Origin of the sequence: Roseateles toxinivorans (genome assembly GCF_004362525.1) — a bacterium.
Classification (GTDB): Bacteria; Pseudomonadota; Gammaproteobacteria; order Burkholderiales; family Burkholderiaceae_C; genus Paucibacter; species Paucibacter toxinivorans.
Map to the genome: position 1 here is coordinate 468,619 of NZ_SNXS01000005.1, position 15,003 is coordinate 483,621.

Consider the following 15,003-nt stretch of genomic DNA (forward strand, 5'->3'; position numbering starts at 1 on the left):
AAAGAACGCTGCTCCGGGGTGGGGTGGTGGATAAGCCAGCAAGGACTCAATCCATGGTCAAGAAGCTCAAGAAGATGGCCGCCAGCCAAGCCGCCTCATCCACCGGTCTGCCCGCGGGGCTGTTCGACAGCCAGGTCGCCCAGACCATCAAGGACTCGGCCCAGCAGATCTGGCTGGCCGGTCTCGGCGCCTTTGCCAAGGCCCAGGGTGAAGGCGGCAAGGTGTTTGAAACACTGGTCAAGGAAGGTGTCAGCTTGCAACGCAAAACCCGCGGCCTGGCCGAAGAGAAGATCAGCGAAGTCACCAGCAAGATGAGTGGCATGGCGGACGATGTAACGAACAAGGCCGGTCAGCACTGGGACAAGCTGGAGACCATCTTCGAGGACCGCGTCGCCAAGTCGATGAACCGCCTGGGCGTGCCCTCGGCCAAGGATGTGGACGCGCTGATCGCCCGCATCGACGAGCTCAGCGCCGCGGTCAGCAAGCTGACCGGCACCCCTGTGGGCAAGGCCAAGGCCGTTGCCCCCGCCAAGAAGCGCGCCGCGCCGGCCAAGAAGACCGCTGCCGCACCTGCGGCCCCGGCCAAGAAGGCCCCTGTCAAGCGCGCGGCCCGCAAGACGGCCAGCTGAGCTTGATGCTCCCTTACCCCTCGAAAGCGCCTTCCATGAAGGCGCTTTTGTCCATCTGATGACTGATTGACATGGCTCAAGCGCGCAGCAGCAAGACACCCTCAACAACCGCCGGCCGCTCCCGCATCGGCCTGGCCCTGGCCGGCGGCGGACCGCTGGGTGCGATCTACGAGGTCGGTGCGCTGTGCGCGCTGGAGGAGTCGGTCAAGGGCCTGGACCTGACCGACTGCCATGGCTATATCGGTGTGTCGGCCGGCGGCTTTCTGGCCGCGGGCCTGGCCAATGGCGTGACGCCGCGCGAGTTGTGCGCCTCCTTCATCGAGAACACGGGCGATGTTGTCGATGTGTTCGAGCCCGCCCTGCTGCTCAAGCCCGCCTGGCGCGAGTTCGGCCAGCGCCTGCGCCTGCTGCCGGGCCTGCTGGCCTCGGCGGGCTGGGAGCTGGCGGTGGACAAGCGCTCGATGTCCGGGGTTCTGGAGCGCCTGGGCCGTGTGCTGCCCACCGGCGTGTTCTCCAACGAGGCGCTGGAGAGGCAACTGCGCCGCCAGTTCGCCCAGCCCGGCCGCAGCAACGACTTCCGCGAGCTCAAGCACCGGCTGGTGTTGGTGGCCACGCAACTGGACAGCGGCCAGGCCACCGCCTTTGGCCAGCCCGGGTTCGACCATGTACCGATCTCGCAGGCGGTGCAGGCCAGTGCCGCGCTGCCGGGCCTGTTCCCGCCGGTCGAGATCGATGGTCGGCACTATGTGGACGGCGCACTGAAGAAGACGGTCCACGCGACGGTGCTGCTCGATGAAGGCCTGGACCTGCTGATCTGCCTGAATCCGCTGGTGCCCTTTGATGCCACCCATGCCGGCAAGCCCGACGCCGATGCTCGGATCGAGAAGATCCCGCGCCTGGTGGACGGCGGCCTGCCGCTGGTGCTGAGCCAGACCTTTCGCTCGCTGATCCACTCGCGGCTGGAGCTCGGGCTGCGCGGCTATGAGCGCAGCCATCCGGACACCGACATCCTGCTGTTCGAGCCCGACCATCGTGATCCGGAGATGTTCCTGGCCAATACCTTCAGCTACTCGCAGCGCCGTCATCTGGCCGAGCATGCCTATCAGCAGACCCGCGCGCTCTTGCGCAGCGATGCCGCGGTGCGGGCCAAGCTGGAGCGCCATGGCCTGCTGCTGAATGACGCCCTGCTGAACGACAAGACGCGCGTCCTGGTCGGCAAGCTGCCCCCGCGCTCGCGCAGCGGCCGGGCGGTGCAAAAGCTCGATGCGACCCTGACCGAGCTTGAGCGGCTGCTGCCGCGGCTGCCAGGAAAGGCATGAAGTCCGGGAGCTTGTGAACTGTGTCACGGAGGCCTGGGGGCCACCCCTTGTTCAGGGTGATGGCGGCAAATTACTGCCCCGCAACAATCCACGCAGACCTTCACGAACCCCTCAACAGGCCCCAGGCCAAGGACACCATGCGCAAACTTCTGATCGCCGCCCTGCTCGCCACGCCGCTGTTCGCCAACGCCGCCGACAACCTGCTGATCAACGGCAGCTTCGAAGCCACGACCCAGGGCAACAACAGCTGGAGCATCTACAAGCCGGGCATTGCAGGCTGGGCGACCGATGCCGATCTGGGTGTCGAGGTGCGCAACAACGTCGAGGGCTCGGCCTTCGACGGCCTGCGCTATGTCGAGCTGGACACCACCGGCAACAGCTGGATCAGCCAGACCCTCGCCACCGAAGTCGGCCAGTGGTACACGGTCTCCTTCGCCTACTCGAACCGCAAGGGCGTGGCCGCCGACAGCAACGGCCTGAAGTGGAGCTTCGGCGACACCGCCGAAGTGGCCGACGGCCTGGCCTTCAACAACAGCGGCAACAACCAGTGGTCCACCTTCTCGACCACCGTGCTGGCTACCTCCGCTTCGACGACGCTGAAGTTCTGGGCGACCGGCACGAGCGACTCGCTGGGCACCTCGCTGGACAATATCTCGGTCACCGCCGCGGTGCCGGAGCCCGAGACCTATGCGCTGATGCTGGCCGGTCTGGCCGCCGTGGGCATGATGGCCCGCCGCCGCAAGCAGGCCTGATCAGCCCGTTGACCCCGTCAAAAAGCGCCTCGGTCGAGGCGCTTTTTTCGTTCAGGCGAGGTAGCGCGATTCGAGGTGGGCACGGAAGTACGCCGGGTTCAGCGTCTCGCCACTGGCGCGCCTGACCAGCTCCGGCGTCTCGAAGCGGCTGCCCTGGCTCCAGATATTGGCCTTGAGCCAGTCGAACACGGCGTTGAGATCGCCGCTGGCAATGCGCTGGTCCAGATCGGGCATGTCGCGGCGCATGCTGGCAAACCACTGAGCGGCATACATCGCGCCCAAGGTGTAGCAGGGGAAGTAGCCGAACAGGCCGGCGCCCCAGTGCACGTCCTGCATGCAGCCGTCCTTGAAGTTGCCGCGGGTGTCTATGCCCAGCAGCTCCATCATCTTGGTGTCCCACAGGGCCGGGATGTCGTCCACCTCGATCTCGCCCTCGATCAGCGCCCGCTCGATCTCGTAGCGCAGGATCACATGGGCCGGGTAGGTGACCTCGTCGGCATCGACGCGGATATAGCCGGGCGCCACGCGGGTCAGCAGGCGCGTCAGGTTCTCGACCTCGAAGGCCGGGCTCTCGCCGATATGCTTGTTCAGCAGCGGCAGCAGCAGCTTGGCAAAGCCGGGGTGGCAGCCCAGCTGCATCTCGAAGCTCAGGCTCTGGCTCTCATGCAGGCCCATCGAGCGGGAGTGCGCAATCGGCTGGCCCAGCAGCTCGCGCGGCAGGTTCTGCTCGTAGCGGGCATGGCCGGTCTCGTGGATGGTGCCGGTCATGCTCTGCATGAAGCTGTCTTCGCGGTAGCGGGTGGTCAGGCGCACGTCCTCGGGCACGCCGCCGCAGAAGGGGTGGGCGCTCTCGTCGAGACGGCCGGCCTCGAAGTCGAAGCCCAGCAGGCTCATCACGTCATGGCCCAGCGCGCGCTGCGCTGCCTTGGGGAACGGCCCCACCGGCTGCAGCGTGGTCTGCTGCGCCTGGCGCGCCTGCACCTGCTGGATCAGACCCGGCAGCCACTGACGCAGATCGCCGAACACCCGGTCCACCTCGGCGCTGGTCATGCCGGGCTCATAGCGGTCCATCAGTGCGTCATACAGCGACAGGCCGTTGTCGGCAGCGAGCAGCCGTGCCTCCTCACGCTGCAGCTTCACCACCTCGCGCAGATTGGCGGCATAACCGGCCCAGTCCTGCGCCGGGCGCTGCGTGCGCCAGGCATGCTCGCAGCGCGAGATGGCCAGCGACTTGGCCTCCACCAGCGCCTGCGGCAGTGCGTTCGAGGCGCGCCATTCGCGCTTCATTTCGCGCAGATTGGCGCGGGCATCATCGTCCAGGCTCTCCTGCTCGGCAGCGGCCAGCAGGGCCTGCAGCGAGGCATCGGTGCGCATCTGGTGCAGCACGCCGTCCATCTCGGCCATGGCCAGCGCGCGGGCCTCGTTGCCCTTGGCGGGCATGTTCGCGGCCTGGTCCCAGCCGGCGATCGATTGCAGATGGGCCAGACGGTGCATGCGCTGATGGCGTTGCTGGAGTTCTGTGTAGGCAGGTGTGGACATGGATGGAACGCCCGGATGGGGCGCGGAAGTCGTTGGGGGACGCCGGATAGGCGCGAAACTCTATTTTCTCAGCCTCGTGCGAGCATCAGGGCTGGAATTGCCCGGGGAATACCCACAGCAGGGCGGCCGTGGCGGTGGAATAGCGCAGGAACTTGCCCACCGCCATATAGGCCATGCAGGGCCAGAAGGGCATCTTCAGCCAGCCGGCCACGGCGCACAGCGGGTCACCGACCACCGGCAGCCAGCTCACCAAGCAGGCCTTGGGGCCGAAGCGTTCCAGCCAGCGCAGCGCCTGCGCCTTCGGGCTGCGATGGGTGGTCAGCTCATAGGCCCGTTCGGCGCCATAGCCCATCCACCAGGTCACGGCGCCACCCAGCGTATTGCCGGCCGTGGCCACCAGCACCGCCGGCCAGAACAGCTCCGGATTGAGCTTGACCAGGCCGAACACGGCCGGTTCCGAGGCCATGGGCAGCAGGGTGGCGCCGATGAAGGCCACCACGAAGATCGTGCTCAGGCCGAACTTGGGCAGGGCCAGCGCGGCCAGCAGAGAGTGAAGCCAGAGTTCCATGCGCACCGATTATCGGGGCCTGCCGTCGTTGCGCTGTCAAGGACTGTAAAAACAGACATCCCCAGTTCGCGGCCACCGGCCGGGCGGCGGGGCCGCTATACTCCTGCCTCCTTTTTAAGCAGCTCCCGTTCCCCCTCCCCCATGCGCATCGGCCCTCATTCCCTGACAAACCGCCTGTTTGTCGCACCGATGGCCGGCGTCACCGACAGGCCCTTCCGCCAGCTGTGCCGGCGCCTGGGTGCCGGCTATGCGGTGAGCGAGATGGTGACCTCGCGCAAGGAGCTGTGGGGCAGCCTGAAGACCTCGCGCCGCGCCAACCACGATGGCGAACCAGGCCCGATCGCGGTGCAGATCGCCGGCACCGACGCCGCGATGATGGCCGAGGCCGCCAGCTACAACATTGATCGCGGCGCCCAGATCATCGACATCAATATGGGCTGCCCGGCCAAGAAGGTCTGCAACAAATGGGCCGGCTCGGCGCTGATGCAGGACGAGAGCCTGGCGCTGGGCATCATCGAGGCCGTGGTCGAGGCCTGCGCGCCCCATGGCGTGCCGGTGACCCTGAAGATGCGCACCGGCTGGTGCCAGAGCCAGCGCAATGCGCTGAGCATCGCGCTGGCCGCGCAGAACGCCGGCGTGGCCATGGTCACCGTCCATGGCCGCACCCGCGAGCAGGGCTACAAGGGCGAGGCCGAGTACGACACGATTGCCGCGGTGAAGGCCGCGCTGACGATTCCGGTCGTCGCCAATGGCGATATCGACACCCCCGAGAAGGCCCGCGAGGTACTGGCCCGGACCGGTGCCGATGCGGTGATGATTGGCCGCGCGGCCCAGGGCCGGCCCTGGATCTTCCGCGAGATCGCCCACTTCCTGGCCACAGGCGAACACCTGCCGGCGCCCGAGGTGATGCAGGCGCGCAGCTGGTTGCTCGAGCATCTGGAAGACCACTACACGCTGTACGGCGAGCGCTCCGGCGTGCGCACGGCACGCAAGCACATTGGCTGGGCGGTGCGCGCCCTGCCCGGCGGCGAGGACTTTCGCGGCCATATGAACACACTGGAAAGCTGCGACACGCAAATCCGTGCCGTGGCCGACTGGTTCGAGGCGCTGGCACAAGCGCATGAACGCCTGCCGCTGCAATGCGTAGCGTCGGCGGCCAACGACGACGAAGACACCGACAACACCCCGCTGGTGGCCTGAGCGCCATGCAGCAGGCCTCCCCATTCGGTTGACGAAGAAGACAGGAGGTGCAGCGTGGAGGTGGCCCGGAGGAACAAGATGACCAAGAAAAAACATATAGAAGAATGCGTGCGCGAGAACCTGGAGGCCTATTTCGCCGATCTGGAAGGGGCCGAGCCGCACTCGATGCACGACATGCTGATGGGCGTGGTCGAGAAGCCCTTGCTGGAGGTGGTGATGAAGCACGCCGCCGGCAACCAGAGCAAGGCCGCCGAATGGCTGGGCATCAACCGCAATACGCTGCGCAGGAAACTGCAAGACCACAAGCTGCTCGGCTGACTGCCACGCTCGCCCCCCCGAATTCAAACGTTCTCAAAGGCTATCCATGTCCCAACTCACCGCCCTGATCTCGGTCTCCGACAAGACCGGCATTCTTGATTTCGCCAAGGCCCTGCATGAGCTGAACGTGCGCCTGCTGTCCACCGGCGGCACGGCCAAGCTGCTGGCCGATGCCGGCCTGCCGGTCACCGAGGTGGCCGAGCACACCGGCTTTCCCGAGATGCTGGATGGCCGCGTCAAGACCCTGCACCCGAAGATCCATGGCGGCCTGCTGGCGCGCCGCGATCTGCCGGAGCACATGGCCGCCGCAGCTCAGCACGGCATCACGATGATCGACATCCTGGCGGTCAACCTCTACCCGTTCGAGGCCACCGTGGCCAAGCCCGGCTGTACGTTGGAGGACGCGATCGAGAACATCGACATCGGCGGCCCGGCCATGGTGCGCAGCGCGGCCAAGAACTGGAAGGACGTGACGGTGCTGACCGACTCGACGCAATACGCCGGCGTGCTCGACGAGCTGAAGGCCGGCGGCAAGACCAGCGACAAGACCCGCTTTGCCTGCTCGGTGGCCGCGTTCAACCGCATCGCCCAGTACGACGCAGCGATCAGCAACTACCTCAGCGCCCGCCAGGACGATGGCACGCTGGCCCAGTTCCCCGGCCAGATGAACAGCACCTTCGTCAAGGTGCAGGACCTGCGCTACGGCGAGAACTCGCACCAGAGCGCCGCCTTGTACCGCGATCTGTTCCCCGCGCCCGGCTCGCTGGTCACGGCCAGGCAGCTGCAGGGCAAGGAGCTGAGCTACAACAATATCGCCGACGCGGACGCCGCCTGGGAGTGCGTCAAAGCCTTTGATGCCCCGGCCTGCGTCATTGTCAAGCATGCCAACCCTTGCGGCGTGGCCGTGGCCGAAAACGCGGCCGAGGCCTATGCCAAGGCGCTGAAGACCGACCCGACCAGCGCCTTCGGCGGCATCATCGCCTTCAACCGCACGGTCGATGCGGCGGCCGCCCAGCATGTGGCCAAGCAGTTCGTCGAGGTGCTGATGGCCCCGGCCTTCAGCGCCGAGGCCCGCGAGATCTTCAAGGCCAAGGCCAATGTGCGGTTGCTCGAAATCGCCCTGCCCGCCGGTGGGCCTACCCCCTGGGAGCAAGGCCGCAATGCGGTGGACAGCAAGCGCGTCGGCTCCGGCATCCTGCTGCAGACCGCCGACAACCACTTCCTCAAGGCCAGCGACCTGAAGGTGGTGACCGCCAAGCAGCCGACCGCCCAGGAGCTGCAGGACCTGCTGTTCGCCTGGACCGTGGCCCAGTACGTGAAGAGCAATGCGATCGTGTTCTGCGCCGGTGGCATGACCCTGGGCGTCGGTGCCGGCCAGATGAGCCGCATCGACTCGGCCCGCATCGCCAGCATCAAGGCCGAGAACGCCGGCCTGACCTTGAAGGGATCGGCCGTCGCCAGCGACGCCTTCTTCCCCTTCCGTGACGGCCTGGACGTGGTCGTCGATGCCGGCGCCACCAGCGTCATTCAGCCCGGTGGCTCGATGCGCGACGACGAGGTCATCGCCGCCGCCAACGAGCGTGGCATCGCAATGGTGTTCAGCGGCGTGCGGCATTTCCGGCATTGAGTTAGACGCGTCACCCTAGGCAAGGGCCAATACCGTTGGCACTTGCCTTGTTTGGCGCGTAATCTCCGCTCAAACGAACCGGAGACAGCATGGACCAGTCCCTCCAAGAACGCCTGCACGTGGTGCTGGAGCAGCAGCGCGCCGCCTTTGCCGCCGAGCGCATGCCTAGCCTCGAGGTCCGCAAGGACCGCCTGCAGCGTGTGCGCGCGATGACGGCCAAGTACGGCGACGAGCTGGCCGCCGCCATCTCGCAGGACTTCGGCCACCGCGCCCGCCAGGAAAGCCTGCTGGCCGACGTCTACACCGTCGAGTCGGGCGCCAAGCATGCACTGCGCCATTTGCGCGGCTGGATGAAACCCAAGCGCGTCTCCACCGCCCTGCACTTCCTGCCGGCCAGCAACCAGCTGCTGCCGCAGCCGCTGGGCGTGGTCGGCGTGGTCGCGCCCTGGAACTACCCGTACTACCTGGCAATGGCGCCGGCCCTGGCCGCGCTGGCCGCCGGCAACCGCGTGATGATCAAGCCGTCGGAGCTGACGCCGGCCACCTCGGCGCTGATGGCCCGCATGGTCAGCGAATTCTTTGCGCCCGAGGAGATGCAGGTCATCGTCGGTGATGCCGATGTCGGCCGTGCCTTTACCCAGCTGCCCTTCGACCATCTGTTCTTCACCGGCTCCACCGCTGTGGGCAGGCTGGTGGCCCAGGCCGCGGCCAAGAATCTGACGCCGGTGACGCTGGAGCTGGGCGGCAAGTCCCCGGCCCTGATCGACCGCAGCTGCGACCTCGCCGTGACCGCCGAGCGCTTGGCCTTCGGCAAGCTCTTGAATGCCGGCCAGACCTGCGTGGCACCCGACTATGTGCTGGCGCCGCAGGAGCTGGTGCAGCCGCTGGCCGAGGCGGTGCGCGCCGCCGTGCGCCGCATGTACCCGACCCTGGATGCCAACCCCGACTACACCAGCGTCTCGACGCCGCGCCACCATGCCCGGCTGCAGGGCCTGCTGGACGACGCGAAGGCGCGCGGCGCCACGCTGCTGCCCACCCATGACGAGGCGCTGAGCGGTCGCAAGCTGGTGCCGCACCTGCTGCTCAATGTGACCGACGAGATGGCGGTGATGCGCGAGGAGATCTTCGGCCCCCTCCTGCCCATCGTCGGCTACCAGCGCGTCGAAGAGGCGCTGGACTACATCAACCGCCACGAGCACCCGCTGGCCCTGTACTGGTTCGGCAATGACAGCGCCGCGCAACAGCGGGTGCTGGAGCAGACCCATGCTGGCGGCGTGACGATCAACGACTGCATCTGGCATCTGGGCCAGGAGGAACAGCCCTTTGGCGGCGTTGGCGCCAGCGGCATGGGCTCGTACCACGGCGAATGGGGCTTCCGCACCTTCAGCAAGGAAAAGCCCGTGTTCCGGCAGTCCCGCTTTGCCGGCACCAAGCTGTTCTACCCGCCCTATGGCGCGGTGTTCGAGCGCCTGCTGGGGCTGCTGCGCAAGATCAGCTGAAACCGGGGGGCGATCAGAACTCCCACAGCAGCGACAGCACCCAGCGGTCGGCGGCGCGGGCGGCGCTGGTCAGTCCACGGCTGTGGGCCTGGCTGGCGATGTGACTCAGATAGACCTGGGCATTGCCCTGGGCCCAGCTGAGGCCCACATTGCCGTAGCCATAGCCCAGCGCGGTGGCAGGCAGATCGCTGCCGGCCCTGGCCTGCAGCCGGTAATACCCCAGGCCCGCATCGAGGGCCAGCGCACCGACCAGGCGCTGGCGCAGGCTCAGTTCGGCGCTGAGTGCATGGCCGCTGCGCGGTCGGCCCTGGGCATCGTTGCGATAGGCACCGGGATACCAGGCCAGCGAGCCGTTGACGCGGCCGTCCCAGCCGAGGCTGGCGCTGAGTTCGCTGGAGTCGAAACGGTGGCGCCGTGCGCTGCCCGGATAGGCCGAGCGGCTCAGTGCCACGCCGGCCGCCCAGTCCGTGCTCAGCTGCCAGCTGCGGCCCAGATGGGCGGTCAGCAGCAGGCGGCGGCCCTCGGCGTCGCGGTCCAGCGCCGCCAGACCCAGGCCGGCCGACCAGCCGGTATCGCCCCGGTAGCTGATGTCCCAGGCCAGCGAGGCATGTTCGTTGCTGAGGCTGATGCCGCGCACCACGTAGTCGCTGGCCACGGCGACCGAGTGGCTCCAGTCGTCGGCCCATGCCGGCTGCCAGACCAGCGAGCAAAGCCCGAGGGCTAGGGCGGCGCGGTTGAAGCGAGCAGAGAAACGGTGGAAATGGTGGTTTGGCACAGGGATGCAACCATAATTCAAAAATGCGGCACTCACCCGATATGCCAGCCCATCAGCAGTTCGACGGTGCGGATCCGGCCGATGCCCTGGATCGTGCCGAGTTGTGCGCCGCGGCGGCCGGCAACCGCGCGGCCTTCGAGCAGCTCTATCGCCGCTACTTCCCGAAGATGACGCGCTTTCTGCGCCGCTTCAGCGCGCGCGACGATGTGATCGAGGACGTGATCAACAGCGCGATGTGGGTGGTCTGGAGCAAGGCCGGTGCCTTTCGCGGCGAGTCGCGGGTGGGCACCTGGATCACCGGCATTGCCTACCGCTGCATGCTCAAGGCCCTGCGTGACGGCACGCCGGCCGCCGAGGTCAGCCAGGATGGCCTGGTGCAGAGCGAGCTGGACGAGGCCTCGGCGGCCAACCCGGCGGCCGACAACGAGTTGCGCGACTGGGTCACCAAGGGCCTGCGCCTGCTGCCCGAGGACCTTCGCACGACCATGGAACTGGCCTATCTGGCCGGCCTGTCCTGTGCCGAGATTGCCACAGTGATGGACTGTGCGGAGGGCACGGTCAAGGCCCGCATGTTCCACGCCCGGCTGCGGCTTCGCAATCTGATGCCGGCGCTGGCCGAGTCACACGTTGCCGGTCTGGGAGCCGGGCAAGGATGAGCAAGACCATGGATGCCGATCCGAACTCGGCTCACCGGCGTGCCTGGGACCTGATCCCCTGGGTCGTCAACGGCAGCGCCAGCGAAGACGAGCGCCGCCTGGTGGAACGCCACGCCGAAGACTGTGCGGACTGCCGCGAGGAGTTCGACTTCCAGTGCCAGTTGCGCGATGGCATGGCACCTCGCACGGCGCCTGCCGCCCTCGATGCCGATCATGCCTTGGGCCGCTTCTGGGGCCGTGTCGATGCCGAGCAGACCGGCAGCCTGTGGGACAAGCTGGCAACGCAGCCGCCCGCCTCGCCCACTGCACCCGCCGAGCACCAACGCCGTGGCCGCTGGCAAACCGCCATGATCGCGGCCGTGCTTGTGCAGGCGCTGGGCCTGGCAGCGCTGCTGGGCGTGCTGTGGGAGCGGCCACGGGGCGCCGAGTACCAGGTCTTGAGTCAACCGCCAGCCGGCATGGCTGACATCCGGCTCGTGCCGGCACCCGGCCTGAGCCTGGGCGAGCTGCACGCACTGCTGGATCGCCACGAATTGCAGCTGCTGCAGGCCAATGCCGATGCCACCCACTTCGCCCTGGGCCTGCGCCCCGGTGCCGGCCTCGGCGTGGCCGAGGCCGTGCAGCGCCTGCGGGCCGAGCCGGGCGTGCTGCTGGCCGAACCCTTGACGCCTCCAAAGCCCTGATATGAATCTCCTGCGTGCCCTGGTCCTGGCAGGCTTGGCCACTCTAGCCACCTCCCCCTGGGTCGCCGAGGCCCAGCCCGGCCCCCGAGCGGAGCCAGGCCTGATCATCGTCGCCCTGGCCGATCACCGCCCCGCCCTGCCCGCCGTTGGCGGCACCGCCCGGGCCAGCTACCGGCGCGGTGCGGGCTATGGCCCCGGCCTGGGCACAGAGGCCACGGCCGAGGGGCTGGCACGCGATTTCAAACTGCAGGTCGAGGACGGTTGGACGATCGCGCCGCTGAAGCTGCACTGCCTGCTGTTCCGTCTGGCCGCCGGAGCCGACTCCGCCACCGTGCTGGCCGCGCTGGCGCGCGATCCCCGCGTCGTACTGGCCCAGCCGCTGAACCAGTTCGAAACGCTGGCCATCCCGGACGTCGCACCGGACAAGCCGGCCTATAACGATCCCTATGTCGGCCTGCAGCGCGGCTTCATGGCCATGGATGTGGCCGAGGCGCAGCGCTGGTCGCGCGGCGCCGGCGTGCGCGTGGCCCTGATAGACACCGGCCTGGACGCCAGCCACCCCGACCTGCAGGGCCGTGTGCTGACTGAACGCAATTTCGTCGCCCCGGCTCGCGGCCTGCCCGCGGGCGGCGAGCGTCATGGCACGCAGATGGCCGGCGTGATTGCAGCCGTCGCGAACAACCGCCAGGGCATTGTCGGTATCGCCCCGGAGGCCCAGCTACTCGCCTACCGGGCCTGCTGGGATGCCGAGGCCGGGCGCAGCGCCCGCTGCGACTCATTCACGCTGGCGCGGGCCCTGGGCGCGGCCATTGCCGCCGATGCCGACATCATCAACCTTAGCCTCAGCGGCCCGGCCGATCCGCTGCTGCAAAAGCTCACCGAACACGCGGTGCGGCGCGGCATCATCGTCGTCGGCGCACTGCCGGCCGGTGGCCGCGCTGAGGGCTTCCCTGGGGGTGTTCCGGGCGTGCTGGCGGTGCGCTCACTCGGCGACACCACCGGCGGCACGCAGGCACTGAGCGCACCGGGCCGCGACATCCTGACCCTGAACCCCGGTGGCAGCTACGACTTTGCCTCCGGCAGCTCGCTGGCCGCCGCCCATGTCACCGGCACCGTGGCGCTGCTGCGGGCGCTGCATCCAGCGCTCAATGCCGAACAGGCCCAGCGCTGGCTTGCGGCACCGGCGCCGGTCAATGCCTGCACGGCGATGCGGCATCTGCGTTCACTGGCGCTGTGCACGCCTTGAACTTGCGCCACGACGTGCAACGGCCAGCAGCAGCAGGCCCAGCCCGAGACTCGCCCAGGTCGCTGGCTCCGGCACAGCGGTGATCTGAAACACGATGCCGCCGGTGCCATTGGCCGGTGTGTTGGTGACCAGGGCATAGAGCTCACCCATCGCATCCTCGCCGAAGCCGTGCACGGTCAGGCCATCGGGCAGCTGTCCATCGACGAACTGCGGCAGCGCAAACTCCTTGATCTCACCGGTCTCCAGATCGGCGTAGAACAGCCGCCCATCGGCCCGCGGCTGTCCGCCGCCGCTGCGCAAGGCCAGGTCGCCGAACACATACTTGCCGAACAGCGCCGGTATCGCCCCACCGCGATAGACGAAACCGCCGGTGATCGAGATGCCGTCACCATGGTCGTATTCCAGGGTCGCCAATGTGCCCTTGATCGGATCGATCAGCCCAACCGGGTTGCCCGGGCTGCGCGCGCCGATCTGGCCCGCATTCGGGCCGGTGCGGTTGAACAGGAAGTCACCCTCCTTGAGTCCCCAACCGAAGTTGCCGCCCAGTTCCAGCCGGTCGATCTCCTCGATCATGTTCTGGCCCACATCGCCGATGATGATCTGGCCGTTGCCACCCAGATCGGGGCGATCGACGGCGAAGCGATAGGGATTGCGGAAGCCCAGCGCATAGATCTCGCGCACCTGGCCAGCGCCCTGGAACGGATTGCCGACCGGAATGCGGTACTGGCCGTTGCCGCTGAGCAGATCGGCGCTGGCGGCGGTGAGTGCGGGATCGACGGGATCGATGCGCAGCATCTTGCCCAGCGGCGTGCTCAGGTTCTGCGCATTGCCGCCGGGCTCCAGGTGGCTGGGGCCGACGTCATTGGCGTTGCCGCCATCACCGAGGCCCAGGTAGAGATAGCCATCGGTGCCGAAGGTGATCGTGCCGCCGTTGTGATTGCCGGCATTCTTGCCGAAGGAGATGATCTCGCGCCTCGAAGTCGGATCCACCACGCCGGGCTGTCCCGGGCTGATGCGCCATTCGGTGATCAGGTTCTTGTAGTTCTGCACCGCCCCGTTGGGCGCGGCAAAGGTCGGCGCCGTGCCGGCGGGTATGGCCTCGCTGGTGTAGGTATAGAGCTTGCCGAAGCCGATGCTGCCGGGCGTGTTGAAGCCGGGGTGGAAGGCCAGGCCCAGAAAGCCGCGCTCGTCATTGGCGTTGGCAGGGTTCAGCGGCGGCGACACACGGCTGCGAATGTCCAGCGCCGGGGCGGCCAGCAGGCTGCCGTTCTCTATCACCCGCAGCAGGCCGTTCTGCTCGACGACGAACAGGCGGCTGGTGTCTCCCGGCGCGCTGATCGCGTAATCGGGGGCTGACATGCCGCTGGCCACCGTCTTCAGATGCACGGCGATGTCACCGGTGGTGATGGCAGGCAGCACGGTGGTCGCCTGCGCACCCTGGCCCAGGCCCAGCAGTGCCATCAGCACCAAGGGTGCACGCCAACGGCGGCGCATGCGCAGGCCGGCGACCAGCGCAAGGCCTGCCCCCAGCAGTGCCAAGGTCTGCGGCTCGGGCACGGCGCTGATATTGTCCACGCCCAGCTGGGCGGCAATGTTCTGGCCGGGGAACAAGGCATCGGTGCCATGGAACAGGCGCAGTTGCGAGACATTGCTCAGCGCCAATGCGGCCGCGCCGGTCAGCGCGTCCGGGGTCAGCTGGAACAGCACATGGGTCCAGCCACTCCCGGCCTTCAGCAGCACCGGCTGCTCCGACATCACATCCGGTGCGGCGACCCACAGGCGCAGGCTCAGATCGGTCGCCCCCATATTGTTCAGGTCCATGGCGACGGCCGTCACGCCGCCGGCCAGATAGTCACCCGCCCATTGCGCGCCGCTGAAGGCCACCAGCTTGCCACCCGCCCCCGGGTTGCCGGTGGCCGCCAGCTGCAGGAACATGTCCCCTGCGCCGGCCGGCCCGCCTGAGGCTGCGACAAAGGGCGGATTGGGGTTGGCGGCTCCGCTGCTCCAGCCCATCGTCGAGCCATCCTGGAAGGTATCGGTCATGCCCAGGCTCAGGGCCGACGCCGACCCGGCCGATAGGCCCGACACAAGCAGGAATAGCCAAGCACGAGCATTCATTGCAGCCTCCTTGATATGCGATAGGCACAAAGCGACGCCTCGGCCCTGCATTGCGTGAGCACCGCCGCGGCCAA

At 67.7% G+C, this 15,003-nt stretch carries 14 protein-coding genes; 10 read left to right on the forward strand and 4 right to left on the reverse strand.

The annotated features are described in order from the left end of the window. Positions 1-53 precede the first annotated feature (53 nt). From DES47_RS20430 to DES47_RS20440, 3 genes are all read left to right on the forward strand, one after another. Entirely contained in the window at positions 54-629 is a 576-nt protein-coding gene (locus DES47_RS20430; protein WP_133702583.1) for a phasin family protein, read from the forward strand. 71 nt (positions 630-700) lie between these two features. Further along, positions 701-1,948: a patatin-like phospholipase family protein gene (locus tag DES47_RS20435; RefSeq protein ID WP_133702584.1), complete on the forward strand. Its 1,248-nt coding sequence runs from the start codon at positions 701-703 to the stop codon at positions 1,946-1,948. Between the two features lie 137 nt (positions 1,949-2,085). Continuing rightward, on the forward strand, positions 2,086-2,700 hold the full coding sequence (locus tag DES47_RS20440) for an FxDxF family PEP-CTERM protein (protein WP_133702585.1): 615 nt from the start codon (positions 2,086-2,088) through the stop codon (positions 2,698-2,700). A 51-nt stretch (positions 2,701-2,751) separates the two neighbouring features. Here DES47_RS20440 and DES47_RS20445 read toward each other — a convergent pair whose 3' ends face one another. Continuing rightward, positions 2,752-4,239: a carboxypeptidase M32 gene (locus DES47_RS20445; protein ID WP_133702586.1), complete on the reverse strand. Its 1,488-nt coding sequence runs from the start codon at positions 4,237-4,239 to the stop codon at positions 2,752-2,754. An 85-nt stretch (positions 4,240-4,324) separates the two neighbouring features. Then, complete coding sequence (locus DES47_RS20450) at positions 4,325-4,807, reverse strand: YqaA family protein (RefSeq protein ID WP_133702587.1); 483 nt, start codon at positions 4,805-4,807, stop codon at positions 4,325-4,327. Between the two features lie 141 nt (positions 4,808-4,948). On the opposite strand from DES47_RS20450, the gene dusB reads away from it, so the two are divergent. The 4 genes from dusB to DES47_RS20470 all read left to right on the forward strand — a co-directional run bounded on the left by dusB (position 4,949) and on the right by DES47_RS20470 (position 9,451). After that, the gene (dusB, locus tag DES47_RS20455; protein ID WP_133702588.1) at positions 4,949-6,007 is read left to right on the forward strand and encodes a tRNA dihydrouridine synthase DusB; all 1,059 of its coding nucleotides are present in this window, start codon (positions 4,949-4,951) and stop codon (positions 6,005-6,007) included. Between the two features lie 78 nt (positions 6,008-6,085). Then, positions 6,086-6,325, forward strand: coding sequence for a helix-turn-helix domain-containing protein (locus DES47_RS20460; RefSeq protein ID WP_133702589.1), 240 nt, complete (start codon positions 6,086-6,088; stop codon positions 6,323-6,325). A gap of 46 nt (positions 6,326-6,371) precedes the next feature. Beyond that, complete coding sequence (gene purH, locus DES47_RS20465) at positions 6,372-7,952, forward strand: bifunctional phosphoribosylaminoimidazolecarboxamide formyltransferase/IMP cyclohydrolase (protein ID WP_133702590.1); 1,581 nt, start codon at positions 6,372-6,374, stop codon at positions 7,950-7,952. Between the two features lie 89 nt (positions 7,953-8,041). Beyond that, positions 8,042-9,451 carry a coniferyl aldehyde dehydrogenase gene (locus DES47_RS20470; RefSeq protein WP_133702591.1) on the forward strand — a complete coding sequence of 470 codons (1,410 nt, stop codon included), beginning with the start codon at positions 8,042-8,044 and terminating at the stop codon, positions 9,449-9,451. Between the two features lie 13 nt (positions 9,452-9,464). Here DES47_RS20470 and DES47_RS20475 read toward each other — a convergent pair whose 3' ends face one another. After that, the gene (locus DES47_RS20475) at positions 9,465-10,226 is read right to left on the reverse strand and encodes a TorF family putative porin (RefSeq protein ID WP_166652099.1); all 762 of its coding nucleotides are present in this window, start codon (positions 10,224-10,226) and stop codon (positions 9,465-9,467) included. Positions 10,227-10,249: 23 nt separating this feature from the next. Between DES47_RS20475 and DES47_RS20480 the strand changes: the two genes are divergently transcribed. The 3 genes from DES47_RS20480 to DES47_RS20490 are packed head-to-tail and all read left to right on the forward strand — an operon-like array spanning position 10,250 to position 12,811. Beyond that, positions 10,250-10,882 carry an RNA polymerase sigma factor gene (locus DES47_RS20480; protein ID WP_243748399.1) on the forward strand — a complete coding sequence of 211 codons (633 nt, stop codon included), beginning with the start codon at positions 10,250-10,252 and terminating at the stop codon, positions 10,880-10,882. Then, positions 10,879-11,565 (forward strand): zf-HC2 domain-containing protein, encoded by a 687-nt coding sequence (locus DES47_RS20485; protein ID WP_133702593.1) that lies wholly within the window; start codon positions 10,879-10,881, stop codon positions 11,563-11,565. Before DES47_RS20480 ends, DES47_RS20485 begins: the two co-directional genes overlap by 4 nt. A 1-nt stretch (position 11,566) precedes the next feature. Continuing rightward, complete coding sequence (locus DES47_RS20490) at positions 11,567-12,811, forward strand: S8 family peptidase (RefSeq protein WP_133702594.1); 1,245 nt, start codon at positions 11,567-11,569, stop codon at positions 12,809-12,811. Here DES47_RS20490 and DES47_RS20495 read toward each other — a convergent pair. Beyond that, on the reverse strand, positions 12,788-14,929 hold the full coding sequence (locus DES47_RS20495; protein ID WP_166652100.1) for a PQQ-dependent sugar dehydrogenase: 2,142 nt from the start codon (positions 14,927-14,929) through the stop codon (positions 12,788-12,790). The two genes, DES47_RS20490 and DES47_RS20495, sit on opposite strands and share 24 nt — an antisense overlap. Positions 14,930-15,003: the final 74 nt, after the last annotated feature.

Excerpts from the sequence above, each read along its gene's own strand:
- DES47_RS20480 (WP_243748399.1), top strand. The coding sequence starts at position 10,250 with ATGCGGCACTCACCCGATATGCCAGCCCATCAGCAGTTCGACGGTGCG.
- purH (WP_133702590.1), top strand. The coding sequence starts at position 6,372 with ATGTCCCAACTCACCGCCCTGATCTCGGTCTCCGACAAGACCGGCATT.
- DES47_RS20435 (WP_133702584.1), top strand. The coding sequence starts at position 701 with ATGGCTCAAGCGCGCAGCAGCAAGACACCCTCAACAACCGCCGGCCGC.
- DES47_RS20470 (WP_133702591.1), top strand. The coding sequence starts at position 8,042 with ATGGACCAGTCCCTCCAAGAACGCCTGCACGTGGTGCTGGAGCAGCAG.
- DES47_RS20460 (WP_133702589.1), top strand. The coding sequence starts at position 6,086 with ATGACCAAGAAAAAACATATAGAAGAATGCGTGCGCGAGAACCTGGAG.
- DES47_RS20430 (WP_133702583.1), top strand. The coding sequence starts at position 54 with ATGGTCAAGAAGCTCAAGAAGATGGCCGCCAGCCAAGCCGCCTCATCC.
- dusB (WP_133702588.1), top strand. The coding sequence starts at position 4,949 with ATGCGCATCGGCCCTCATTCCCTGACAAACCGCCTGTTTGTCGCACCG.
- DES47_RS20440 (WP_133702585.1), top strand. The coding sequence starts at position 2,086 with ATGCGCAAACTTCTGATCGCCGCCCTGCTCGCCACGCCGCTGTTCGCC.
- DES47_RS20445 (WP_133702586.1), bottom strand. The coding sequence starts at position 4,239 with ATGTCCACACCTGCCTACACAGAACTCCAGCAACGCCATCAGCGCATG.
- DES47_RS20495 (WP_166652100.1), bottom strand. The coding sequence starts at position 14,929 with ATGAATGCTCGTGCTTGGCTATTCCTGCTTGTGTCGGGCCTATCGGCC.
- DES47_RS20490 (WP_133702594.1), top strand. The coding sequence starts at position 11,567 with ATGAATCTCCTGCGTGCCCTGGTCCTGGCAGGCTTGGCCACTCTAGCC.
- DES47_RS20485 (WP_133702593.1), top strand. The coding sequence starts at position 10,879 with ATGAGCAAGACCATGGATGCCGATCCGAACTCGGCTCACCGGCGTGCC.
- DES47_RS20450 (WP_133702587.1), bottom strand. The coding sequence starts at position 4,807 with ATGGAACTCTGGCTTCACTCTCTGCTGGCCGCGCTGGCCCTGCCCAAG.